We start from the raw sequence: 22,628 nt of genomic DNA, 5'->3' as shown, positions 1-22,628 counted from the left end.
CCTGCAGGACCCTTTATGTTTGAACAGCTTGGCTTGATTGGATGTGGCTTGATGGGCGGCTCGTTTGCCCTGGCCCTCAAGCGGGCCGGTCTGGTCAAGCGGGTTGTTGGCTATAGCAAGTCCCCGTCGACCACCGAGCGTGCACGGCAAATGGGTGTGATCGACATCGAAGCCCCCTCGGCACTGCTCGCGGTGTCGGGCGCCGACATCGTGCTGATCGCCGTGCCCGTGTCCGCCACCGAAGCCACCTTCAAGGCCATCAAGCACCTGGTCACGCCCAGCATGCTGATCATGGACGTGGGCTCGACCAAACGCGACGTGATTGACGCCGGCCGCCGTGGTCTGCGTGAGCATATTGGTTCGTTTGTGCCCGCCCACCCGATTGCCGGCAAAGAGCTGTCGGGTGTGGAACATGCTGACGCAGACCTGTACGCGGGCAAGCAGATCATCCTGACCCCCATCGAACGCACCCTCACCACCCAGCTGCAAAAGGCCGTGGATGTGTGGACCGCGCTGGGTTGCCGGGTACTGAAGATGTCGCCCGAGCAACATGACGCCGCTTTTGCCGCCGTCAGCCACCTGCCGCACCTGATCGCGTTTGCCCTCATGAACGCCATCTCCAGCCAACCCCAGGGCAAAGACTACCTGTCCCTGGCCGGCCCTGGTTTTCGTGATTTCACCCGCATTGCGGCGGGTGACCCCAAGATCTGGCGCGACATCATGGTCTCCAACCGCGAAGAGCTGCTGGAGCAAAGCAAGATTTTCCAGCGCACCCTGCAGGCCATGGAGCTGATGATTTCCAGCGGCAATGGTGATGCGCTGGAAGGCCTGATCGAACAGGCCAGCAACACCCGCGCCCACTGGACCATGGCGTCCAAACACCACAAATAAATGTTCTCCACTGCCTTTCTGGACCTCCCGCCCCTCGCCCACGCCGCGGGTACTGTCACCCTCCCCGGCTCCAAAAGCATTTCCAACCGCGTGTTGCTGCTTGCCGCCATGAGCGCTGGCACCACCACCATCCACGACCTGCTGGACTCGGATGACACCCGCGTCATGCTGGTAGCCCTGCGCACGCTGGGCTGCGGGGTAGAGGAATCTGGCGCCGTCGTGCGTATCACCGGCTTGGGCGGCCAGTTGCCCAACGCGTCAGCCAAGCTGTTCCTGGGCAATGCCGGCACTGCCATGCGCCCACTGACCGCCGCACTGGCCGTGTTGGGGGGTGACTTTGAGCTCAGCGGCGTGCCCCGCATGCACGAACGCCCCATCGGCGACCTGGTGGACGCACTGCGCCAACTGGGCTGCGCGATTGATTACCTGGGCAATGACGGATACCCACCCCTGAAATTGGGCATGCCCGCCTTGAAACTCGATGCGCCGATCCAGGTGCGCGGCGACGTGTCCAGCCAGTTCCTCACCGCCCTGCTCATGGCGCTGCCGCTGGTCGCTGCCAAGGACATCGTGATCGATGTGGTGGGTGAACTCATTTCCCGCCCCTATATCGAGATCACGTTGAACCTGCTGGCCCGCTTTGGCGTACAAGTGCGGCGCGATGGCTGGCAACGCTTCACCATCCCGGCAGGCTGCCAGCTGCAGTCGCCGGGCGAGATTCACGTCGAAGCGGACGCCTCAAGCGCTAGCTATTTCATAGCACTCGGCGCAATATCCACGGGGGCCAATGGCCAAAATGGCGTAAAAATTCAAGGCGTCGGAGCCGACTCCATCCAAGGCGACATCCGCTTCATGGAAGCCGCCCAGGCCATGGGCGCGCAGATTGAGAGCGGCCCCAACTGGCTGCAGATCCAGCGCGGCGCCTGGCCCCTGAAGGCCATCGACCTAGACTGCAACCACATCCCCGACGCCGCGATGACGCTGGCCGTGATGGCGCTGTATGCCGACGGCACGACCACCCTGCGCAACATCGCCAGCTGGCGCGTCAAGGAAACCGACCGCATCGTCGCCATGGCCACCGAGCTGCGCAAGCTGGGCGCCACCGTGGTGGAAGGCGCGGACTTCATCAGCGTCACACCGCCCGCGTCCATCAGCCAATGGACGACAGGCAGCATCCATACCTATGACGACCACCGCGTCGCCATGTGCTTCTCACTCGCGGCCTTCAACCCGGCGGGCTTGCCCATCCGCATCGAAGACCCCAAGTGCGTGGCCAAGACCTTCCCCGACTACTTCGAGGCGCTGTTTTCAGTGGCATCTGCCGACACTGCCGCCATCCCAGTCATCTGCGTCGACGGGCCCACCGCCTCCGGCAAGGGCACGCTGGCTGCCGTACTGGCCGAAAAACTGGGTTACCACTTTCTGGATTCCGGCTCGCTGTATCGGATCACCGGTCTGGCAGCCACCCGCGCCGGCATTGTGCTGGACGTGGCCCACGAGCAAACCATCGTCAACCTGCTGCGCACCCTGCCCATCCACTTCGAAGGCAGCCACATCTGGCTGGCCGATGAGGATGTGAGCGACGCCATCCGCACTGAAGACGCGGGCATGAACGCCTCCAAGGTATCGGCTTTCCCGGCCGTGCGGGCCGCTTTGATCGATTTGCAACGTGGTTTTCGCAAGCTGCCGGGCCTGGTGGCCGACGGGCGTGACATGGGTACCGTGATCTTCCCGGATGCCCCGCTCAAGGTCTACCTGACCGCCAGCGCCGCCTGCCGCGCCGAGCGGCGTTATAAGCAGTTGATTTCAAAGGGGATTCCCACTACAATCGACAGTCTTCGTGCCGACTTGGAGGCGCGCGACGCCCGGGACTCATCCCGCACCGTCGCCCCCTTGAAGCCTGCCGAAGATGCCCAGTTGCTGGACAACTCGGATCTGACCGTCGCATCGTCGGTTGAAACCGTGTTGACCTGGTGGCAAAGCAAACGGCCTTTCTAGCCCCGGCTAGCTGGGCAAACTGGTCCCCATAGCTCCTCTCGCGCGTCTGCGCATCGGCTGTGGGGTTCAATAACTTAACCCCGCGGTGCAAACCGCAAAACTCATGTCTGAATCTTTCGCAGCCCTATTTGAAGAATCGCTACAACGCTCGGAAATGCGCACCGGTGAAGTCATCACCGCTGAAGTCGTCCGTATCGAGCACAGCTTTGTTGTGGTCAACGCTGGCCTCAAGTCCGAAGCCTACGTGCCAATCGAAGAATTCAAGAGCGACAAGGGCGAAATCGAAGTCCAAGTGGGCGACTTCGTGTCCGTGGCCATCGACTCCGTGGAAAACGGCTATGGCGACACCATCCTGTCCCGCGACAAGGCCAAGCGCCTGGCTTCCTGGATGAGCCTGGAAAAGGCCCTGGAATCCGGCGAGTTCGTCACCGGCACCACGTCCGGCAAGGTCAAGGGCGGCCTGACCGTTCTGGTCAACGGCATCCGCGCATTCTTGCCCGGCTCGCTGGTCGACACACGTCCTACCAAGGACCTGTCTCCCTACGAAAACAAGACCCTGGAATTCAAGGTTATCAAGCTGGACCGCAAGCGCAACAACGTGGTGCTGAGCCGCCGCGCTGTGGTGGAAGCCTCCATGGGCGAAGAGCGCGCCAAGCTGATGCACACCCTCAAAGAAGGTTCTGTGGTGCAAGGCGTGGTCAAGAACATCACCGAATACGGTGCGTTCGTGGACCTGGGCGGCATCGACGGCCTGTTGCACATCACCGACATGGCATGGCGCCGTGTCCGTCACCCCTCTGAAGTGGTGACGGCTGGTCAAGAGATCACTGCCAAGATCCTGAAGTTCGACACCGAAAAGAACCGCGTGTCTCTGGGTCTGAAGCAAATGGGCGACGATCCTTGGATGGGCGTGAACCGCCGTTACCCCCAAGGTACCCGCATGTTCGGCAAGATCACCAACATCGCCGACTACGGCGCGTTTGTGGAACTCGAACCCGGAATCGAAGGCCTGGTGCACGTGTCCGAAATGGACTGGACCAACAAGAACGTTGCACCTTCGAAGATCGTTGCCCTGGGTGACGAAGTCGAAGTCATGGTTCTGGAAATCGACGAAGACAAGCGTCGCATCTCCCTGGGCATGAAGCAGTGCAAGGCCAATCCTTGGCAAGAATTTGCTCAGAACACCAAGCGCGGCGACCGCGTCAAGGGCCCGATCAAGTCGATCACCGACTTCGGCGTGTTCGTGGGTCTGGCTGCCGGTATCGACGGCCTGGTGCACCTGTCCGACCTGTCTTGGAACGAGTCCGGCGAAACCGCCGTGCGCGAATTCAAGAAGGGCCAAGAAGTTGAGGCTTTGGTCTTGGCTGTAGACGTGGACCGCGAACGCATCTCCCTGGGTATCAAGCAGTTGGACTCCGATCCTTTCACCACCTTCGTGTCGGTTAACGACAAGGGCCAGATCGTGACCGGCAAGGTCAAGACCGTGGACGCCAAGGGTGCTGAAATCGACCTGGGCGAAGACATCCTGGGTTACCTGCGCGCTTCCGAAATCAGCCGTGACCGCGTGGAAGATGCACGCAACGTACTGAAAGAAGGCGACGAAGTGACCGCTGTGGTGGTGAACGTGGATCGCAAGACCCGCAACATCCAGTTGTCCATCAAGGCGAAAGACATGGCTGACCAAAACGAAGCCATGCAGAACCTGAGCCAGCAGTCTGCCCGCGAAAATGCTGGTACGACCAGCCTGGGCGCTCTGTTGCGCGCCAAACTGGACAACAACTCCTAATCAGTTGGGGACAGCGCCCAAGCTCTGTCCCACCAACCATCTGATATGTTGTTGAACTGAACAAACGACCGGCTTCCCTTGGGGGCCGGTCGTTTTTTCTTCTCTCTAGCCTAGACATCCATGACCCGCTCCGACCTCGTTGAAGAACTGGCCAACCGTTTCAGCCAATTGACCCACCGCGACGCCGAGTTCGCCGTGAAGGCGATCCTGGACGCCATGAACGATGCCCTGGTCCGCGGTCACCGCATTGAGATCCGCGGCTTCGGCAGCTTCTCCATCAACCGCCGCCCGCCCCGCATGGGCCGCAATCCCCGCAGTGGTGAGAGCGTGGCCATTCCTGAAAAACGGGTGCCCCACTTCAAGCCCGGCAAGGCCCTGCGCGAAGCCGTAGACCAACGCACCGCCGAACTGGAGTCGCACCCCAACAGCTGATGCGAACCGCACAGAGCCGCCCCACGAGGGGATGGTTATTGGATTTAGAATTCCTCGACACCGAGGAGATGAATGAAACAGCTCGTATGGCTCTTTAAGTGGCTACTTAAAGCAGCCATTTTTTTTACCCTGTTCGCTTTTGCCCTGAACAACCAGGGCGATGTCACCGTGCAGTTTTTCTTTGGCACACGCTGGACTGCGCCCATGGTGCTGGTCGTACTGATCACCTTTGCCGCCGGTGTGGCTATTGGTGTGCTGGGCATGGTGCCACGCTGGTGGCGCCATCGCCGTGCTGCCAAACAGGCTCGCAACCTGGCAGCCACCGCACTGGCCACCGTGACCGCAGAGGCCGACAAAACCCCAACACCCCCGCCGAATGGACTTTGACATCACCCTGATCCTCATGGGCCTGCCCGTGGCCTTTGTGCTCGGCTGGCTCGCCTCCCGCATGGACCTGCGCCAACTGCGCATGGAAAACCGCCAGGCCCCCAAGGCCTACTTCAAAGGCCTGAACTTCCTGCTCAACGAGCAGCAGGACCAGGCGATTGATGCCTTCATCGAAGCGGTACAGAACGACCCCGACACCTCGGAGCTGCACTTCGCGCTGGGCAACCTGTTTCGCCGCCGCGGCGAATACGAACGTGCCGTGCGCGTGCACGAGCACCTGCTCTCGCGCGGCGACCTGAGCGAGGACGACCGCCACCGTGCCCAACATGCGCTGGCACTGGACTACCTCAAGGCCGGTCTGCTGGACCGGGCAGAAGACGCGCTGCTCAAGCTCGAAGGCACCCGCTTTGAAGCCCAGGCCCGCCTGGCCCTGCTGGCCAACTACGAGCGCTCGCGCGACTGGGAGCATGCCGCGCTGGTGGCACAAAAGCTCGAATCCAGTGGCCAAGGCAGCTTCAAAGGACGACTGGCCCACTACCTGTGTGAACAAGCGGCCACCTTGGTCAGCGCGGGCCACACCACGGACGCCACACCCCTGCTTGAAGAAGCCATGGCCACCGCCCCCGATGCCCCGCGCCCCCGCATGGACCTGGCCCAGCTGCAAGCCCGCGCAGGCCACGCCGGGCAGGCCTGCAACACCCTGACCGAGGCCATGCATGCCGCCCCCAGCGCGGTGGGCCTGATTGCCCCCCTGCTGGCCCAGCAGGCCATGGCCGCGCACCAGGAACCCCAGGTACTTGCCCTGCTGCAAGAGGTCTATGCCCAGGGTCGCTCGCTGGACGTGCTGGATGCCATCGTGGCGCTGGAAGCCGTCGGCACCCAGGCCGCCCCCACCGCACGCGAGTGGTACGCCCGCCACCTGGAGAACGAGCCCTCCCTGGTGGCCGCAGCCAAATGGATCGCCGGGGAGAAACTGGAGCACGAAGCCTTTCACCCCCATGTCCAGCGCGCGCTGGACCACGCCGTCAAACCCCTGACGCGCTACCGCTGCGCGGCCTGCGGCTTCGAAGCCAAACAGCACTTCTGGCAATGCCCCGGCTGCCAGGCCTGGGACAGCTACCCTGCGCGCAGGGTAGAGGAACTATGAACACTGCCCGCTAATATGACAACCATGATGATTGCAAAAGAACAATTGGCCCAAGCCCGCGTGTTGGTCGTCGGCGATGTGATGCTGGACCGCTACTGGTACGGTGCGGTGGACCGCATCAGCCCCGAGGCACCGGTGCCGGTGGTGCGCATCACGCGCGAGGAAGAGCGCTGCGGTGGTGCGGCCAACGTAGCCTTCAATGCAGCCAAGCTGGGCGCCCAGGCCTCGCTGCTCACCGTGGTGGGCGATGACGAGGCCAGCCACAAACTCGAAGCACTGGTGGCCACCACCGGTATCCGCACCCACTTTGGCCGCGATGCCGACCTCAAGACCACGGTGAAGCTGCGTGTCATCGGGCGCCAGCAGCAACTCATTCGACTGGACTTCGAAAACACCCCCAAGAGCGAGATCCTGGCCACGCAAACTGCCACGTTTGCGCAGCTGCTGCCCCAGCACGATGCCGTGCTGTTCTCCGACTACGGCAAGGGGGGCCTGGCCCACGTGAGTGACATGATTGCGCGCGCGCGCGCCGCGGGCAAACCCATCCTGATCGACCCCAAGGGCAGCGACTACTCGCGCTACCAGAACGCCAGCGTGATCACCCCCAACCGGGCCGAACTGCAGCAGGTGATTGGCGGCTGGAGCAGCGAGGACGACCTGCGCACCAAGGTTCAAACCCTGCGTGAACAGTTGAAGCTCGATGCCGTACTGCTGACCCGCAGCGAAGAAGGCATGACCCTGTTTGACACCGCAGGCCAATTGCATGTGAGCGCCCAGGCACGCGAGGTGTTTGACGTCACCGGTGCCGGCGACACCGTCATTGCCACCATGGCCACTCTGGTGGGCGCGGGCCTGAGCCTGCGCGAGGCCGTCCCCCTGGCCAACCGGGCCGGTGGTCTGGTAGTGGGTAAATTTGGCACCGCCACGGTGTCCTACGAGGAGCTATTTGCATGACACGCATCGTGGTCACCGGCGCGGCCGGTTTTATTGGCAGCAACATCATTGCCGGGCTCAATGCCCGTGGTCTGACCGACATCATTGCGGTAGACGACCTCAAGCAAGGCGACAAATTCCGCAACCTGGTGGATTTGAAGATTGCCGATTACGTCGACATGGACACGTTCTACGACGAATTCGCCTCAGGCCACTACGGCCAGGTGGAAGCCGTGTTTCATGAGGGCGCGTGCAGTGACACGATGGAGCCCGACGGCAAGTACATGATGGCCAACAACTACACGCTGTCCTGGAACCTGTTCCAAACCTGCCAGAAGCGCGGTGCGCGCCTGTTGTATGCATCGAGTGCGGCCACCTACGGCGGCTCCGACACCTTCCGCGAGGACCCGGTCTTTGAGGCACCGCTCAATGTCTACGGCTATTCCAAACTGCTGTTTGACCAGCGCATGCGCCGTGAGTGTGGCAGCGACTTCCAGCGCACCAAGGCCGGCAAAACCATGCAGGTGGTGGGCTTTCGCTACTTCAACGTTTATGGCCCGCGCGAGCAGCACAAGGGCCGCATGGCCAGCGTGGCGTTTCACCAGTACCACCAGTTCAATGCCGAGGGCAAGGTCAAGCTGTTTGGTGAATACGGCGGCTACCCACAGGGCGGGCAGATGCGCGACTTCGTCTTCATCGACGACGTAGTGGCTGTGAACCTCTGGTTTTTCGACCACCCCAGCCAGAGCGGCATCTTCAACCTCGGTTCCGGCCGGGCCCAGCCCTTCAACGACGTGGCCAGCTCGGTGGTCAACGCCATGCGCGGCCTGCGCGGTGAGGGTGCCTTGCCCTTGGCCGACATTGCCGCCCAGGGCTTGGTGGAGTACGTTCCCTTCCCCGATGCGCTGCGCGGCAAGTACCAGTGCTACACCCAGGCCGACCTGAGCGCCCTGCGCGCCACCGGCTGCGACCATACGTTTGTGGACGTACAAACCGGCGTGGCCAAGTACGTGCAGTGGCTGGCCCAGCGCAAGGCCTGAGCGTCCACACCGCCCCAAGGAGCGCCCATGCCGATTCCACGCCCACTTGCTGCACTGGCCTTTGGTGTGCTCCTCAGCGCATCCGCCTGGGCACTGGACGTCAACAGCGCCACCGAAGCGCAGCTCGACGGCGTCAAGGGCCTGGGCCCCAGCAGCACCGGGCGCATTCTGGAAGCGCGCGCGGTGGGGCCCTTCAAAGACTGGGCTGACTTCATGGCCCGCGTCAAGGGCATCAAAACCTCGGCCGCCACCAAACTCTCAGCCGAAGGCCTGACCGTGAACGGCGCACCCTTCAGCGGCAAGGTCAGCGCCCCGTGATGCCACAGGTGCTCGCCATCTGCCTGGGGGCCTGCGTAGGCGCATTGGCCCGCTGGCAGCTGGGCCTCTGGCTGAACCCTGTGGCCACCGCCGGCACGGTACTGCCCTGGGGCACACTGGCGGCCAACCTCATCGGTGGATATTTGATTGGGATATGTGTGGCCGTGTTCCAGGCGCTTCCGCAGCTGGACCCGGTCTGGCGCCTAGCCCTGGTCACTGGCTTTCTAGGTGCGCTGACCACCTTCTCCAGCTTCTCGGCCGAGGTGGTGGCCATGCTGGGCCAGCAGCGTTACGCCCTGGCGCTGGGCACTGCAGCACTGCACTTGCTGGGCTCGCTGCTGCTCACCATCGCCGGGCTGCGGTCTGCTACATATTTGATAGCTTCTCGCGCTTAATTCATAAGGGCTAGAGGCCTATTTGACTCCAAAATGAGCGGCTGAGTGTCCAGCTGAAACACACGCACCGCGGTGCGCAATTGCTGGGTTTCCTGCGCCAGGCTCATGGTTCCTGCCGCAGACTCCTCCACCATGGCCGCGTTTTGCTGGGTGGCCTGGTCAATGCCCGCCATGGCACTGCTGATGGCACCGATCCCCTGCAGCTGTTCGTGCGCAGCCGCGCGGATACGCTGAATCACGCCCACAACCAGTCCCACGCCCGCCACCATCTCGCGCATGGTCTGCCCGGCCTGCGCAGCCAAAGCGGACCCCTGCTCCACTTTATCGACCGAGTCATGGATGATGGCCTTGATCTCGCGTGCCGCCTGGGCCGAACGCCCAGCCAGTGAACGCACCTCGCTGGCCACCACCGCAAAGCCCCGCCCCTGTTCACCCGCACGGGCGGCCTCCACCGCGGCATTGAGTGCGAGGATGTTGGTCTGAAAGGCAATCCCGTCAATCACCGCAATGATGTCGGCAATCTTGCGCGAGGCGTCATTGATGTCCTGCATGGTGTGCACCACCTGGTTCACCACCTCACCCCCCCGCTGTGCCACCTGCTGGGCGGCATCGGCCGAACCCACGGCCTGGGTAGCTGAATCAGCAGTGTGACGCACCGCCTGCGCAAGCTGCTCAACGGAAGCCACCGTGTGCTGCAAGGCCGTCGCGGCCCGCTCAGTGCGTTCAGACAGCTCCCCATTGGCCGTAGCAATCTCTGCAGTGTTGTCTCCCACCACCTCCACCCCCGTGCGTACCTGCCAGACCAGTTGGCTGAGTGCAGCATGCATGCGCCCCAGGTCTTCCTGCACCTGCGCAATCTCATCCCGCCCCTCAGCCCGCACGGTGGCGGTGAGATCACCTTGCCCCCAGGCCTTGGCCGTTGCTTGCAGGGCTTGCATGGGGCGCACGATAGAGCGCACGATGGCCAGCACCAACAGTGTCGCCAGCAACGCCACCACCGCCGTGGCCACCAACACCACCCAGGGCGCTTGCCCACCGGTGCGGGCCAGTGCCGCCCGGCGCTCGCTGGCCCGCGCGCCCAGGGCCTGCGATACCTGCATCAGGCCCTGCTCCGTGGCTTGCATGTCGGCGGCCAGTGGTGCCATGGCCGCGTTGGCCGCCCAAGGGTCGTGCAACTCCCCGCGCGCCAGCCGCCCCAGAATGTCTTTGAACCCGGCCTCATACACACGCAGGCGCTGGGCCATCTCCCCCAGGGCCGTGGCCTCGGCTGCCTGGGCCAGGCCTTGCAGCTGCGCCAAGGACAGCTGCGTCGCTGCCAGAGACTGGCCCCATTGCTGGCTGTAACGCTCCGTGGCCGCCTCATCCCCCATGGTCAGCAACACTTCTTTTTCATAGCGGCGCGCATCCCCCAGGTAGGTACGCAACGCCCCCAGAGCCTGCAGCGCCTCAAACTCCGAATCGATGAAGGCCGTGGCACGTGTCGCCTCGCGGTCTATGGTCCATGCCGCAAAGGCCCCTAGCACCGCCAAAGCCATCACCGAAAACACCAGCAACACCAACAAACGGGATCGAATTCGCAAACGCGCAAGCCAAGTCATACCATCCTCCTGTGGGATGAAATGCTCGCTGGTCTGTATGACTTTGGTGTGACACAGCCATTACACTCCCGCCCGACGTCCATGCGCCAAAGCCAACCTCTGAAAGTCACCCATGCTGACCGCCCTGATCCTGGTGTTCGTTCTTGCCTACACCGCCATTGCGCTGGAACACCCTCTCAAAGTCAACAAGTCCGCCACGGCCCTGTTGGGAGCAGGACTGATGTGGACGCTCTATGCCCTGGACCAGGGCAACCCGCAAGTCTTGAATGCCGAGCTGGGCGAATCGCTCACGGGAACCGCTCAGATTGTGTTTTTCTTGATGGGTGCGATGGCCATTGTGGAGGTGGTCGATGCGCACAACGGCTTCGAAGTCATTACTTCGCGCATCCGAACCACACGCCTGTCCAAACTCATGTGGCTGGTCGGTGGTGTGTCTTTCTTGCTGAGTTCCATCCTGGACAACTTGACCACCACCATCGTCATGGTGTCCCTGATGAAAAAACTGCTGGACCGCCGCGAAGACCGCCTGTTCTTTGCGGGCATCATCGTCATCGCCGCCAATGCAGGTGGCGCATGGACGCCGATCGGTGATGTCACGACCACCATGCTCTGGATCGGCGGGCAAATTACTGCCACAGAAATCATGAAGGGCTTGTTTTTCCCTTCACTGGTCAATCTGTTGGTGCCCTTGGCCGCAACCAGCGCCTGGCTGGGCCAGCGTCGGGTGATAGCCCCCCAGCAACACACAGATGACATTCCATTCGAAACCAGCACATTCGAGCGCAACCTGATGTTTTTTCTGGGCCTCGCCATTCTTGTGATGGTCCCTGTGTTCAAGACGGTGACACACCTGCCCCCTTTCATGGGAATTTTGCTGGGTCTGGGCCTGCTCTGGCTGGTGGGTGACCTCGTGCACCGCAAAGAAGAAGACTTGCGCAAGCAACGCCTGACCCTGGCGCGCGCCCTGACACGCATCGACATGAGCTCCATCGTTTTCTTCATCGGCATTTTGCTCAGCGTGGCCGTGCTGGAACATGCCCACGTGCTGTCGTCCATTGCACACTGGCTCGATGCCACCGTGGGCCGGCAGGACGTGATTGTTTTGCTGATCGGTCTGGTCAGTGCGGTGGTGGACAACGTGCCCCTGGTGGCGGCCAGCATGGGCATGTACAGCTTGGCGCAATTTCCAGCGGACAGCTTTTTATGGGAATTTCTGGCCTATTGCGCAGGCACTGGCGGCTCTATCCTGATCATTGGCTCCGCCGCGGGCGTGGCAGCCATGGGGCTGGAGAAAATTGATTTCCTCTGGTACGCACGCAAAATCAGCGGCCTGGCATTGCTGGGCTATTTTGCCGGAGCACTCACCTACATGGCCCAACAGCATTGGCTGGCCTGAGCCAGCGGTGTTTCAACGCAGGACCAATACAGGAATGTTTGTCTGCGCCAACACTTTTTGGGTCTGACTGCCCACCAGCAAACGCTCCAAAGCACCGGCCCCATGGGTCCCCATGACGATGAGGTCGGCCCCGGTGGCGGACGCAGCGTTCAAAATGCTCTGGCACACGCTACGTTCTTGCTCAATGCGATGATGGGCCTCGACTGCGTATTGGCGAACAATGGCCAGTCCAGCGTCAAGCCAATGCTGGGCAGCGGCCAGCGCGGCCTGGTGCCCAGGCTGGTCCTCGGCCCGATAGGCACTACCGCCCAAACCTAAAGGATAGGGCTCCAACGCGCTGACCAGCGTGACAGAGGCACCCAGCGCCTGTGCCAATGCGGCACCTTTGGCCAACGCACGGGCGGAGGCCTCTGAACCATCGGTGGGCATGAGAATATGTTTGAACATAAAAACCTTTCGCTGTGATCAATGCAGGAACGCAATCGCAATGTATCGGTACACCGTCCGCGCCATCCTGACGCAGGTCAACAAGCCTATCCCAACGGGGCTTAAGGGTAAACACCAAGTCTCTGCGTCAGGTTTTTTACAGGGGATTTAAGGCACTATCCCCGTGTCGATCAGGCAGGGTACGACCTTGCTCTGGTCCATCGCAATTACAGATTGGAGACTTCCCGTGGCAATCCTCTTGAAACTCGCACTCGGCATGGACTGGGTCAGCGAAAAGTTCGGTACGCTCGCATCCTGGACCGTGTTATTCGCAGCGCTGATCAGTGCCGCCAATGCCTTCGTGCGCTACGGGTTCGACTGGAGCTCCAACTCCTTCATCGAAATCCAGTGGTACCTGTTCGCCTACATGGTGATGGTGGGTGCGCCACTCGTTCTCAAACTGAACGAACACGTCCGTGTTGACCTGATCTACGGAAAGATCAAAGGAAACAAGCCGGTCTATGTGGACCTGCTCGGCCTGGTGGTGTTTCTGTTGCCCGTCATCACCTTGCTGATGGTTCTGTCCTGGGGCTACTTTGTCAATTCCTGGACCTCGGGTGAAATGTCGCAGAACGCCGGGGGCCTGATTCGTTGGCCCGCCGTTTTGGCCATGCCGCTGGGCTTTGGCCTGGTACTCCTGCAAGGTCTGGCAGAAATCATCAAGCGCGTGGCCTATTTGCAAGGCAAGTACCAAATGGACACGCACTACGAAAAACCTTTGCAGTGAGCCGCTCGTCAGCTGCCACGCCCTTGCCTTGTAAGCATGCCCCCGTTTTGAGATTCAGGAACTAGATATGCAAATGGAACACTTCCCCCCCATCATGTTTGCGGGGCTGGTCATCATCATGTTGATCGGCTTCCCGGTCGCCTTCTCGCTGGCGGCACTGGGACTTGCCAGTGGCTTCTATGCCATCGAGATGGGCTGGTTCCCCGCCGCCTTCATGGGCAACCTGCCCATCTCCATCTTCTCCATCCTGAACAACGAATTGCTGCTGGCGATTCCATTTTTCACCTTCATGGGCACCATCCTGGAGAAGTGCGGCCTGGCCGAAGACATGCTGGACTCCATGGGTCAGCTGTTCGGCCCCATGCGCGGTGGTGTGGGCTACTCGGTCATCATCGTCGGCTTCATCCTGGGAGCCATCACTGGCACCGTGGCAGGCCAGGTGATCGCGATGGCGTTGATCTCGCTGCCGGTGATGATGAAGTACAACTACAACATGCGCTACGCCACCGGCGTGCTGGCCGCCTCGGGCACCATCACACAACTGGTGCCACCCTCGCTGGTGTTGGTGGTGCTGGCCGACCAATTGGGCCGCCCTGTGGGTGACATGTACAAGGGCGCCTGGGGCCCCTCGCTGATGCAAGTCGGCATGTTTGCTCTGTACACCTTCCTGCTCACGCGCATCAAACCGAACTACCTTCCCGGGATTCCTGTCTCCGCACGCACGCTCAACGGTTGGGCCCTGTGGAAAAAGTGCCTGCGCGGAATCGTCCCCTCCGCCCTGCTGATCTTCACGGTCTTGGGCTCCATGGGCGGCCTGCCCTTCCAGAACCACGCGATTGCAACCCCTACCGAAGCCGGTGCCATGGGTGTAGTGGGCGCGATGATATTGGCAGGCATGTCCAAACGCCTGACAAAAGCCCTCATCTGGGAGGCCATGGCGGGCACCATGCGCCTGACCGCCATGGTGGTGTTCATCCTGATCGGTTCACGTGTCTTCAGCCAGGTATTCCAGGGGGTAGACGGCGCCAAGTGGGTCGAGCATCTGCTCACCGGCCTGCCCGGTGGTCAAACCGGCTTCCTGATCGTGGTGAACGTGTTTGTGTTCTTCTTGGCGTTCTTCCTGGACTTCTTTGAGATCGCCTTCATTATTGTTCCCATGCTGGCACCTGTGGCCGACAAGATGGGGATCGACCTGATCTGGTTCGGTGTGTTGTTGTGCGTGAACCTGCAAACCAGTTTTATGCACCCGCCCTTCGGTTTTGCGCTGTTCTACCTGCGTGGCATTGCCGACACCCTGTTCAAAGACAAACGCATTCCTGAACCGGTCAAATCCAACGACATTTACCTGGGCGCCATTCCCTGGGTGGTCATGCAAATCATCTTGGTGGTTATCGTGATCTTCGTGCCGCAATCGGTCACCATGTTCCTCGACGAAAAGGTCGACATTGACGTAGACAAGGTGGTCATTGAAATGCCGGTGGAAGAGCCTGCGCCTGGCATGGAACTCAAAGCTGGCGAACTGCCCATGCCCAAAGAAGGCGAACCGGTGGACGAGGCCGCAGCCGACAAAGCGGCAGAAAAAGCCGCCGACGACGAGCAGAAAAAAATCGACGAGCTGTTCAAAAAATAGAGCCCTTTGGCCAGCCCGGCCCACCAGCCCCGTCCACGGATGGGGCTTTTTTTATGGAACCCCGAAACCTATGCGCGATACACCTTTCGATTCCGCCCCGAGCCCGGACATCACACCTGCCACCCTGCAGTTCTCGCCACAAGGTGGTGACATGGTGGCACCCGCCTACAGCCCGGTGTTCAAAGGCATTGCCCTGGTCCTGATGCTACTGGCCAGTGGATGGGCCTGGAAAATGCAAGTAGGTACCGGCCCGCTGACCGCAGATAACACGGTGTTCTGGATTTGGGCACCTTGGGCCCTGATGGCCTACACCGTCTGGTTTGTGGTAACCGGCACCACCCGCCTTACCAGCACAGCCATCGAGCAAAGCTGGATGTGGAGCAAGCGGGTGGAACTGAACAATCTGGCCTATGCCAAAGTGATTCGGATACCTGGCCTGGAATGGCTGATCGCGCCACGGCTGTATACCAAGACCTTCGGCGGCAAGCTGGTCATTTTTTATGCAGCCCAAGCTGCGATGCTGAGCGAATTCAAACGCCTGGAAGATTGCCTTGACGCGCTCAAACAGCAGCGCTGAGTGATTGTTCAGACGTAAAAAAACCGCGCCGTGGCGCGGTTTTTTTTGTCTGCCCCAATTACAGTTTTTGTGTTTGCATGAAGCTGTCGAACTTGGCTTCTGTGAAACGGAACCACAGGTTGGAATCGGCACGGAACTTGGAATAGTCCGAGTAGATTTTCTTCCAATCCTCGTTGGTATCGCTCAGCTTGGTGTAGAGGGACATCGCCTCTTTGAAAGCAGCAGCCAGCACGTCATTGGGGAAAGGACGCAGCTTGGTACCAGCACCCACCAGTTGCTTCAACGCCATGGGGTTGCGGCCGTCGTACTTGGCTTGCATGTCCACGTGCGCGTAGGTAGAAGCGGCTTCAATGATGGCCTTGTTCTCGGGTGACAGGGCATCGTAGGCCTTCTGGTTGACGAACAAGTCCAATTGAGGACCGCCTTCCCACCAGCCTGGGTAGTAGTAGAACGGTGCCACTTTATGGAAGCCCAGCTTCTGGTCATCGTAAGGGCCCACCCACTCGGCAGCATCGATCGTGCCTTTTTCCAGGGCGGTGTAAATTTCACCGCCGGGGATGTTTTGCGGCACGCCACCCATGGGTTCAAACACCTTGCCAGCAAAGCCGCCAATACGCATCTTCAGGCCCTTGATATCTTTCAGGGACTTGATTTCCTTGCGGTACCAGCCACCCATCTGGGCGCCTGTGTTACCCATGGGGAAATTGATCATGCTGTACTTGGCGTAGAACTCACGCATCAGCTTCAGACCGTTGCCTTCGTACATCCAAGCCGTCATCTGGCGGCTGTTCAAACCGAAGGGAACAGCGCAACCCAGCGCAAAGGCTTCGTTTTTGCCAAAGAAGTAATACGGTGCTGTATGGGCACATTCAATGGCACCATTTTGCACAGCATCCACCACGCCGAACGGAGGCGTAATTTCACCGCCAGCGTGCACCGAAATCTCGAATTTTCCGCCGGACAAAGCCTTGACCTGCTTGGAGAAGACTTCCGCAGCACCGAAAATGGTGTCCAGAGCTTTGGGGAAGCTCGACGACAGGCGCCAACGAACAGCTTGTTGCGCATGAACAGCGGGAGCCGCGCCCGCGGCCAGCACGCCAGCGATACCAGCGTTTTTGATAATTGAACGACGATCCATTCGGTGTACTCCGGTAATTGTGTTGTAACCATCTCGCGACCCAGTTGTTCCAGAGCGCGAGGACTTCAATAGTCAAGCGCGATTGTAGGAACGCGCATGGGGGTGATGGTGGGGGTTTTCCCTCGACACGGACACGCGAAAGCGCCGCATTCAGGATTCTGCAAGCCAGCGCATTGCACGCTGGCTTTTAACTGACTTGTGGCTTACGCGGCGCGCACAGTCGGCGCCAACAATGCACCAAAACGCTGCGTAATGGAGGCCTGAATACCTTGCGCATCCAGGCCCTGCAATTGCAACAAATGCGCAGGGTCGCCGTGCTCGGTGAACACATCGGCCAAGCCCAGTTGCAGCACCGGCAGCGCGATGGCTGCAGCCTGCAGTGCCTCCAGTACCGCACTGCCAGCACCACCCAAAGTGGCGCCCTCTTCCACAGTCACCAGCGCCTGGTGGCTGCGCGCCACCTGCAGCAGCAATTCGGTATCCAGCGGCTTGGCCCAGCGCATATTCACCACCGTGGCACCCAGCGCCTCGGCAGCCACCAGTGCAGGCTGCAAGAGTGTGCCGAAAGCCAGAATGGCAATGCCACGGCCTTGCTTGCGGATCTCGCCCTTGCCAAAGGGCAGGCCCTCCAGGCTGCTTTGCACTGCTACGCCTGCACCACTGCCACGTGGGTAGCGCACCGCCACCGGGTGGTTTTGGGCAAACGCAGTGCTCAGCAATTGGCGGCACTCGTTCTCATCGGCCGGACAGGCAATGCTGACATTGGGAATGCAGCGCAAAAAGGGAATGTCGTAGGCACCCGCATGCGTGGCACCATCGGCGCCCACCAGACCCGCGCGGTCCAGTGCAAACACCACAGGCAGGTTTTGCAGCGCCACGTCGTGGATCAGCTGGTCGTAGGCGCGCTGCAAGAAGGTGGAGTAAATCGCCACCACGGGCTTGAGCCCTTCGCAGGCCAAGCCACCGGCAAACGTGACCGCGTGTTGCTCGGCAATGCCCACGTCAAAGTAGCGCGCAGGAAAGCGTTTTTCAAACTCCACCATGCCCGAGCCTTCGCGCATGGCCGGCGTGATGCCGACCAGGCGCGGGTCGGCCGCGGCCATGTCGCACAACCACTGGCCAAACACCTGGGTGAAGGTCTGCTTGGCCGGTGCGGTGGACTTGACCAGCCCCACCGCGGGGTCAAACTTGCCGGGGCCGTGGTAGGCCACGGGGTCGGCCTCGGCCAGCTGGTAGCCCTGGCCTTTTTTGGTGACCACGTGCAGGAACTGCGGGCCCTTGAGATGCCTGATGTTTTCCAGCGTGGGGATCAGCGAATCGAGGTCGTGGCCGTCGATGGGGCCGATGTAGTTGAAGCCGAATTTCTCGAACAGCGTGGCCGGCACCACCATGCCCTTGGCCTGCTCTTCGATGCGCTTGGCCAGCGCAAACAACGGGGGCGCGCCCTTGAGCACACTCTTGCCCACATTTTTGGCGGCTGCGTAAAACTGGCCGCTCATCAGCTGCGCCAGGTAGCGGTTCAGGGCGCCCACGGGCGGGCTGATGGACATGTCGTTGTCGTTGAGGATGACCAGCAGCTTGCAGTCTTCCACACCCGCGTTGTTGAGTGCCTCAAAGGCCATGCCGGCGGTCATCGCGCCGTCGCCAATCACGGCCACCGAATACCGGTCTTCCCCCTTGATGCGAGCCCCAAGCGCCATGCCCAGCGCGGCCGAGATGGAGGTGCTGGAGTGTGCGGTGCCAAAGGTGTCGTAGGCACTCTCGTCGCGGCGCGGAAAGCCGGACAGGCCACCGAACTGGCGCAGGCTGTGCATGCGGTCACGTCGGCCAGTCAGGATCTTGTGTGGGTAGGTCTGGTGCCCCACATCCCAGACCACGCGGTCTTCGGGCGTGTTGAACACGTAGTGCAGCGCCACCGTCAGCTCCACCGTGCCCAGGTTGGAGCTCAGGTGGCCGCCGGTTTTGGCCACGCTGTTGAGCAAGTAGGTGCGCAGCTCGTCGGCCAGCGCACGCAGTTGGGCGCGGGGCAGCTGGCGCAGGGCTGCGGGGTCGTCGATGGTGGACAGCAAGGACGCGGGGATGGGTGTGCTAGAGGGCATTTGCTATCTTTTTAGTAGCTGCTTGCGCATATTATTCGGGGGCTAGAGGCCTATTTCACTCTTAAAACCTAGCTTGCGCGGTGCACCACCATGCCGGCCAGGGCCTGCAGGGCGCGGGTGTCGCGCAGGCCACTGGCCTGCAGCGCATCCAGTGCCTGCAGCAGCAGCTGGGCCGCATAGGCCCGGCTGGCGTCCAGCCCCATCAGCGACACATAGGTGGGCTTGTCGTTGTCGGCATCCTTGCCCGCCGTCTTGCCCAGCGTGGCCGAGTCAGCCGTCACGTCCAGGATGTCGTCCACCACCTGGAAGGCCAGGCCGATGGCGGCGCCATAGGAATCCAGCGCCGCCAGTGCCTGCGCACCGGGCTGGGCGCAGTGCGCGCCCATGAGCACGCTGCCCTGCAACAGCGCACCGGTCTTGAGCTGGTGCATCTCGCGCAGCTGGTTTTCGGTGAGCGGCAGGCCCACGCTGGCCAGGTCAATCGCCTGGCCGCCGGCCATGCCGGAGCTACCGGCCGCACGCGCCAGCAGGCCGCAGAGTCTGGCCTGCGTGGTGCAGGGCACGGAGTCGTCTTGCGGCGTCAAAAACTCAAATGCCAGGGCCTGCAATGCGTCCCCGGCCAGCAAGGCGCTGGCCTCGCCAAACTGCACATGCACCGTCGGTTTGCCCCGGCGCAACACATCGTTGTCCATGCAGGGCATGTCGTCGTGCACCAGCGAATACGCGTGGATCAGCTCCACCGCACAGGCCGCACGCAAGGCAGCTGCCGGGCAGGCGTGGCCTTCGGCGGCGACCGCCTCGTGCGCTGCCAGCACCAGCAGCGGGCGCAGGCGTTTGCCACCGTCCAGCACAGCGTAGCGCATGGCCTCTACCAGCGCAGCCGGGGCCCCATGGTCCACGCCCTGGGGGGCCTCGGCGGTGATCCAGGTCTCCAGCGCACGCTCTACCTGGTCCAGGCGCTCGCGGCTCCAACTGTCCAAATCAAAGGCGGCCACGGGATGGGGGGCAACAACGGCGTGCATCAGGCTTTCCAGGGTTTGAGGGCGCCGTCGTCCAGCACCTTGATTTGTTCTTCCACCGCCTGCAACTGCTCGCGGCAGTACTGCAGCAGCGCCGCACCACGTTGGTAACCGCTCAGTAACTGCTCCAGCGGCAGCGCGCCCGACTCCAGGCGACCCACCAAACTTTCCAGTTCTTGCATGGCGGCCTCGTAGCTGGCGGGCATGGGGGGCGTGGTGGTGGGCGGTGCGCTGGCCTTGGGCATGGGAGGTGATTCAAAAAGCAAAGCGCGATTTTAGGCCCAAGGCACCCCTGCGGCGCGGGCCGCCAGCGTGCGCTGCGGGTACAATCGCCCGTCCCGCATCCGGCCTCCCGCTTCTGGGAAGGACGGCTCCCATTCACCGCGCACTTTGGTGCATCCCCCTGTGGGGAGTCTTTAGGTCAGGTCACCCATGTCTGATTTAAGTCTTCAACTGCAGCAGGCACACAGCCAACTACCAGTTTCGAGCTACTTTGACCCGGCGCTCTACGCGCTTGAAATGCAAAGTATCTTTCAGCAAGGGCCCCGCTACGTGGGGCACTCCTTGAGCGTCCCCAACGTCGGGGACTACTACGCCCTGCCCCAAGAAAAAGAAGGCCGGGCCTTGGTGCGCAATGCGGGCGGCATTGAGCTGATTTCCAACGTCTGCCGCCACCGCCAGGCCGTCATGCTCAAAGGCAGCGGCTCGCTCACGCACAGCGGCAGCCAGGTGCAAAGCGGCAACATCGTCTGCCCGCTGCACCGCTGGACCTACAGTGGCGCCCATGCGGGCGGCAACGGCAGCCAAAGCGGCACGCTGATCGGTGCGCCCCACTTTGCCCACGACCCCTGCCTGAACCTCAACAACTACAAGCTGCAAGAGTGGAATGGCTTGCTGTTCGAGGACCACCGTGCCAACGGCGGTGTGGACGTGGTCGCCCAACTGGCGAACATGGGCCCGCGCGCCGACCTGAGCTTTGAGGGCTATGTGCGCGACAAGGTGGAAATGCACGAGTGCAACTACAACTGGAAGACCTTCATCGAGGTGTATCTGGAGGACTACCACGTAGGCCCCTTCCACCCCGGGCTGGGCCAGTTTGTGACCTGCGACGACCTGCGCTGGGAGTTCAAAGACAACTACTCGGTGCAGACCGTGGGCGTGGCCAACCGCCTGGGCAAGGCCGGCAGCCCCATCTATGCGCGCTGGCACAAGGCCCTGCTGGGCTACCGCAACAACGTGCCCCCGCAGTACGGCGCCATCTGGCTGACCTACTACCCCCACATCATGGTGGAGTGGTACCCGCATGTGCTGACCGTGTCCACCCTGTTCCCCATGGGGCTGAACAAAACCATGAACATGGTGGAGTTCTATTACCCCGAGGAAATTGCGGCGTTCGAACGCGAGTTTGTGGAGGCCCAACAGGCCGCCTACATGGAAACCTGCATCGAGGACGACGAGATCGGCGAGCGCATGGACGCCGGCCGCCGCGCCTTGTTTGACCGGGGTGACAACGAAGTCGGCCCCTACCAGAGCCCCATGGAAGACGGCATGCAGCACTTCCACGAGTGGTACCGCGGCAAGATAGACCTCTCCGGGCTGACTGCCTGAGCCCACACCACTATTGTTTTAATAGCTGCTCGCGCAATATCCATACGGGCTAGCACCCTATTTGACTGGTAAACACCCCATGCAAGCCTTGTGGATGGTCCTGGCCTCGTTCTGGTTTGCGCTGATGGCCGTGGGCATCAAGTACGCATCCAACAGCTTCGGCACGCTGGAGCTGGTGCTCTACCGCGGCCTGGTCAGCATGGTCTTCATGGCCATCGTGGTGCGCGCCCGCGGTGCCACGCTGCGCACGCCCGTACCCATGATGCACGTGTGGCGCAGCACCATCGGCGTGCTCTCGCTCAGCGCCTGGTTCTACGCCATCGCCCACCTGCCCCTGGCCACCGCCATGACGCTCAACTACATGAGCGGCGTCTGGGTGGCGGCCTTCATCGTGGGCGGCGCCCTGCTCTATGGCGACGCCCAAAAACAAGGCCCGCTGCTGGGCACCGTGCTGCTGGGTTTTGTGGGTGTGGTCATGACCCTGCGCCCCACCATCGACCAGAACCAGCTGTTTGCCGGTGTGGTGGGCCTGCTCTCGGGCATGGGCGCGGCGCTGGCGTATATGCAGGTCACCGCGCTGGGCAAAGTGGGCGAACCCGAAGAGCGCACGGTGTTTTATTTCTCGGTAGGTACGGCCTTGGTGGGCGCCGTGGGCCTGCTGTTTACCGATGTGACACCCTGGTCCGAGGTGCGCCTGCAGGACGCACTGTGGGTCATCCCCATCGGCATCCTCGCCTCGCTGGGCCAGTGGTGCATGACCCGCGCCTACCGCAAGGGCGCCACGCTGGTGGTGGCCAGCATGCAGTACTCGGGCATCGTGTTTGCCGCCCTGTTCAGCCTGCTGCTGTTTGGCGACAAGATCGCGCCCATGGGCTGGGCTGGGATTGCCGTCATCGTGGCCAGCGGACTACTGGCTACCGTGCTGCGCTCGCGGGCTATGCCGAATACGCCGGCGGAAGAGCATTGACTGTTTCAGGTAGTCGAATCAATAGGCAGCCTCAAACGCAGATTTAACGCCCTCTC

Annotated in this window: 22 protein-coding genes; 16 read left to right on the top strand and 6 right to left on the bottom strand. The window is 61.7% G+C overall.

Annotated elements, in window-relative coordinates:
- Nucleotides 1-15: 15 nt before the first annotated feature.
- The 10 genes from AC3WS7_RS13695 to crcB all read left to right on the top strand — a co-directional run bounded on the left by AC3WS7_RS13695 (nt 16) and on the right by crcB (nt 9,327).
- Nucleotides 16-891: a prephenate dehydrogenase gene (locus AC3WS7_RS13695; RefSeq protein WP_296470258.1), complete on the top strand. Its 876-nt coding sequence runs from the start codon at nt 16-18 to the stop codon at nt 889-891.
- Entirely contained in the window at nt 892-2,889 is a 1,998-nt protein-coding gene (locus AC3WS7_RS13690; RefSeq protein WP_492656741.1) for a bifunctional 3-phosphoshikimate 1-carboxyvinyltransferase/cytidylate kinase, read from the top strand.
- Nucleotides 2,890-2,992: 103 nt separating this feature from the next.
- Nucleotides 2,993-4,675 carry a 30S ribosomal protein S1 gene (gene rpsA, locus AC3WS7_RS13685; protein ID WP_296470264.1) on the top strand — a complete coding sequence of 561 codons (1,683 nt, stop codon included), beginning with the start codon at nt 2,993-2,995 and terminating at the stop codon, nt 4,673-4,675.
- A 120-nt stretch (nt 4,676-4,795) separates the two neighbouring features.
- Nucleotides 4,796-5,107: an integration host factor subunit beta gene (locus tag AC3WS7_RS13680; RefSeq protein ID WP_296470267.1), complete on the top strand. Its 312-nt coding sequence runs from the start codon at nt 4,796-4,798 to the stop codon at nt 5,105-5,107.
- 72 nt (nt 5,108-5,179) lie between these two features.
- Nucleotides 5,180-5,494, top strand: a complete 315-nt coding sequence (locus tag AC3WS7_RS13675) for a LapA family protein (RefSeq protein ID WP_296470270.1) — start codon at nt 5,180-5,182, stop codon at nt 5,492-5,494.
- Complete coding sequence (lapB, locus tag AC3WS7_RS13670; protein WP_492656740.1) at nt 5,484-6,641, top strand: lipopolysaccharide assembly protein LapB; 1,158 nt, start codon at nt 5,484-5,486, stop codon at nt 6,639-6,641. Before AC3WS7_RS13675 ends, lapB begins: the two co-directional genes overlap by 11 nt.
- A 24-nt stretch (nt 6,642-6,665) precedes the next feature.
- Nucleotides 6,666-7,595 (top strand): D-glycero-beta-D-manno-heptose-7-phosphate kinase, encoded by a 930-nt coding sequence (rfaE1, locus tag AC3WS7_RS13665; protein ID WP_296470275.1) that lies wholly within the window; start codon nt 6,666-6,668, stop codon nt 7,593-7,595.
- Nucleotides 7,592-8,614 carry an ADP-glyceromanno-heptose 6-epimerase gene (gene rfaD, locus AC3WS7_RS13660; RefSeq protein WP_492656739.1) on the top strand — a complete coding sequence of 341 codons (1,023 nt, stop codon included), beginning with the start codon at nt 7,592-7,594 and terminating at the stop codon, nt 8,612-8,614. Before rfaE1 ends, rfaD begins: the two co-directional genes overlap by 4 nt.
- Nucleotides 8,615-8,641: 27 nt before the next feature.
- Nucleotides 8,642-8,932 carry a ComEA family DNA-binding protein gene (locus tag AC3WS7_RS13655; RefSeq protein ID WP_492656738.1) on the top strand — a complete coding sequence of 97 codons (291 nt, stop codon included), beginning with the start codon at nt 8,642-8,644 and terminating at the stop codon, nt 8,930-8,932.
- Nucleotides 8,932-9,327 carry a fluoride efflux transporter CrcB gene (crcB, locus tag AC3WS7_RS13650; protein ID WP_492656737.1) on the top strand — a complete coding sequence of 132 codons (396 nt, stop codon included), beginning with the start codon at nt 8,932-8,934 and terminating at the stop codon, nt 9,325-9,327. The genes AC3WS7_RS13655 and crcB overlap by 1 nt, the downstream gene beginning before the upstream one ends.
- Here crcB and AC3WS7_RS13645 read toward each other — a convergent pair.
- Nucleotides 9,324-10,925, bottom strand: coding sequence for a methyl-accepting chemotaxis protein (locus tag AC3WS7_RS13645; RefSeq protein ID WP_492656736.1), 1,602 nt, complete (start codon nt 10,923-10,925; stop codon nt 9,324-9,326). The two genes, crcB and AC3WS7_RS13645, sit on opposite strands and share 4 nt — an antisense overlap.
- Before the next feature lie 112 nt (nt 10,926-11,037).
- Here AC3WS7_RS13645 and nhaD point away from each other — a divergent pair, with 112 nt between their 5' ends.
- Nucleotides 11,038-12,321, top strand: coding sequence for a sodium:proton antiporter NhaD (gene nhaD, locus AC3WS7_RS13640; RefSeq protein ID WP_492656735.1), 1,284 nt, complete (start codon nt 11,038-11,040; stop codon nt 12,319-12,321).
- Between the two features lie 12 nt (nt 12,322-12,333).
- On the opposite strand, the gene AC3WS7_RS13635 is transcribed toward nhaD, so the two are convergent.
- The gene (locus AC3WS7_RS13635; RefSeq protein ID WP_492656734.1) at nt 12,334-12,768 is read right to left on the bottom strand and encodes a universal stress protein; all 435 of its coding nucleotides are present in this window, start codon (nt 12,766-12,768) and stop codon (nt 12,334-12,336) included.
- A gap of 226 nt (nt 12,769-12,994) precedes the next feature.
- Here AC3WS7_RS13635 and AC3WS7_RS13630 point away from each other — a divergent pair, with 226 nt between their 5' ends.
- From AC3WS7_RS13630 to AC3WS7_RS13620, 3 genes are all read left to right on the top strand, one after another.
- Nucleotides 12,995-13,534, top strand: a complete 540-nt coding sequence (locus AC3WS7_RS13630) for a TRAP transporter small permease subunit (protein ID WP_492656733.1) — start codon at nt 12,995-12,997, stop codon at nt 13,532-13,534.
- A 67-nt stretch (nt 13,535-13,601) separates the two neighbouring features.
- Nucleotides 13,602-15,164 (top strand): TRAP transporter large permease, encoded by a 1,563-nt coding sequence (locus AC3WS7_RS13625; RefSeq protein ID WP_492656732.1) that lies wholly within the window; start codon nt 13,602-13,604, stop codon nt 15,162-15,164.
- A 70-nt stretch (nt 15,165-15,234) separates the two neighbouring features.
- A complete protein-coding gene (locus AC3WS7_RS13620) occupies nt 15,235-15,741 on the top strand; it encodes a hypothetical protein (protein ID WP_492656731.1) in 507 nt (168 codons plus the stop codon).
- 58 nt (nt 15,742-15,799) lie between these two features.
- On the opposite strand, the gene AC3WS7_RS13615 is transcribed toward AC3WS7_RS13620, so the two are convergent.
- The 4 genes from AC3WS7_RS13615 to AC3WS7_RS13600 form a co-directional block, all read right to left on the bottom strand.
- The gene (locus tag AC3WS7_RS13615) at nt 15,800-16,879 is read right to left on the bottom strand and encodes a TRAP transporter substrate-binding protein (protein WP_492656730.1); all 1,080 of its coding nucleotides are present in this window, start codon (nt 16,877-16,879) and stop codon (nt 15,800-15,802) included.
- A 203-nt stretch (nt 16,880-17,082) separates the two neighbouring features.
- Complete coding sequence (gene dxs / locus AC3WS7_RS13610) at nt 17,083-18,978, bottom strand: 1-deoxy-D-xylulose-5-phosphate synthase (protein WP_492656729.1); 1,896 nt, start codon at nt 18,976-18,978, stop codon at nt 17,083-17,085.
- A 68-nt stretch (nt 18,979-19,046) separates the two neighbouring features.
- A complete protein-coding gene (locus AC3WS7_RS13605; RefSeq protein WP_296470302.1) occupies nt 19,047-20,000 on the bottom strand; it encodes a polyprenyl synthetase family protein in 954 nt (317 codons plus the stop codon).
- Complete coding sequence (locus tag AC3WS7_RS13600) at nt 20,000-20,242, bottom strand: exodeoxyribonuclease VII small subunit (RefSeq protein ID WP_296470305.1); 243 nt, start codon at nt 20,240-20,242, stop codon at nt 20,000-20,002. The genes AC3WS7_RS13605 and AC3WS7_RS13600 overlap by 1 nt, the downstream gene beginning before the upstream one ends.
- A 187-nt stretch (nt 20,243-20,429) precedes the next feature.
- Here AC3WS7_RS13600 and AC3WS7_RS13595 point away from each other — a divergent pair, with 187 nt between their 5' ends.
- A complete protein-coding gene (locus AC3WS7_RS13595) occupies nt 20,430-21,605 on the top strand; it encodes an aromatic ring-hydroxylating oxygenase subunit alpha (protein WP_492656728.1) in 1,176 nt (391 codons plus the stop codon).
- Between the two features lie 79 nt (nt 21,606-21,684).
- Nucleotides 21,685-22,572, top strand: a complete 888-nt coding sequence (locus AC3WS7_RS13590) for a DMT family transporter (RefSeq protein WP_492656727.1) — start codon at nt 21,685-21,687, stop codon at nt 22,570-22,572.
- Nucleotides 22,573-22,628: the final 56 nt, after the last annotated feature.

The organism is Rhodoferax sp. EU05-FHT12H12, from assembly GCF_058791215.1.
Note: the sequence above shows the minus strand (reverse complement) of the source record. Positions and strands in the feature narration are given on the sequence as shown.

Excerpts from the sequence above, each read along its gene's own strand:
- AC3WS7_RS13595 (WP_492656728.1), top strand. The coding sequence starts at position 20,430 with ATGTCTGATTTAAGTCTTCAACTGCAGCAGGCACACAGCCAACTACCA.
- AC3WS7_RS13690 (WP_492656741.1), top strand. The coding sequence starts at position 892 with ATGTTCTCCACTGCCTTTCTGGACCTCCCGCCCCTCGCCCACGCCGCG.
- AC3WS7_RS13600 (WP_296470305.1), bottom strand. The coding sequence starts at position 20,242 with ATGCCCAAGGCCAGCGCACCGCCCACCACCACGCCCCCCATGCCCGCC.
- AC3WS7_RS13615 (WP_492656730.1), bottom strand. The coding sequence starts at position 16,879 with ATGGATCGTCGTTCAATTATCAAAAACGCTGGTATCGCTGGCGTGCTG.
- AC3WS7_RS13605 (WP_296470302.1), bottom strand. The coding sequence starts at position 20,000 with ATGCACGCCGTTGTTGCCCCCCATCCCGTGGCCGCCTTTGATTTGGAC.
- AC3WS7_RS13680 (WP_296470267.1), top strand. The coding sequence starts at position 4,796 with ATGACCCGCTCCGACCTCGTTGAAGAACTGGCCAACCGTTTCAGCCAA.
- crcB (WP_492656737.1), top strand. The coding sequence starts at position 8,932 with ATGCCACAGGTGCTCGCCATCTGCCTGGGGGCCTGCGTAGGCGCATTG.
- rfaE1 (WP_296470275.1), top strand. The coding sequence starts at position 6,666 with ATGATGATTGCAAAAGAACAATTGGCCCAAGCCCGCGTGTTGGTCGTC.
- AC3WS7_RS13635 (WP_492656734.1), bottom strand. The coding sequence starts at position 12,768 with ATGTTCAAACATATTCTCATGCCCACCGATGGTTCAGAGGCCTCCGCC.
- AC3WS7_RS13625 (WP_492656732.1), top strand. The coding sequence starts at position 13,602 with ATGCAAATGGAACACTTCCCCCCCATCATGTTTGCGGGGCTGGTCATC.
- AC3WS7_RS13620 (WP_492656731.1), top strand. The coding sequence starts at position 15,235 with ATGCGCGATACACCTTTCGATTCCGCCCCGAGCCCGGACATCACACCT.
- AC3WS7_RS13645 (WP_492656736.1), bottom strand. The coding sequence starts at position 10,925 with ATGACTTGGCTTGCGCGTTTGCGAATTCGATCCCGTTTGTTGGTGTTG.
- AC3WS7_RS13590 (WP_492656727.1), top strand. The coding sequence starts at position 21,685 with ATGCAAGCCTTGTGGATGGTCCTGGCCTCGTTCTGGTTTGCGCTGATG.
- AC3WS7_RS13655 (WP_492656738.1), top strand. The coding sequence starts at position 8,642 with ATGCCGATTCCACGCCCACTTGCTGCACTGGCCTTTGGTGTGCTCCTC.
- AC3WS7_RS13675 (WP_296470270.1), top strand. The coding sequence starts at position 5,180 with ATGAAACAGCTCGTATGGCTCTTTAAGTGGCTACTTAAAGCAGCCATT.
- rfaD (WP_492656739.1), top strand. The coding sequence starts at position 7,592 with ATGACACGCATCGTGGTCACCGGCGCGGCCGGTTTTATTGGCAGCAAC.
- nhaD (WP_492656735.1), top strand. The coding sequence starts at position 11,038 with ATGCTGACCGCCCTGATCCTGGTGTTCGTTCTTGCCTACACCGCCATT.
- AC3WS7_RS13695 (WP_296470258.1), top strand. The coding sequence starts at position 16 with ATGTTTGAACAGCTTGGCTTGATTGGATGTGGCTTGATGGGCGGCTCG.
- lapB (WP_492656740.1), top strand. The coding sequence starts at position 5,484 with ATGGACTTTGACATCACCCTGATCCTCATGGGCCTGCCCGTGGCCTTT.
- dxs (WP_492656729.1), bottom strand. The coding sequence starts at position 18,978 with ATGCCCTCTAGCACACCCATCCCCGCGTCCTTGCTGTCCACCATCGAC.
- rpsA (WP_296470264.1), top strand. The coding sequence starts at position 2,993 with ATGTCTGAATCTTTCGCAGCCCTATTTGAAGAATCGCTACAACGCTCG.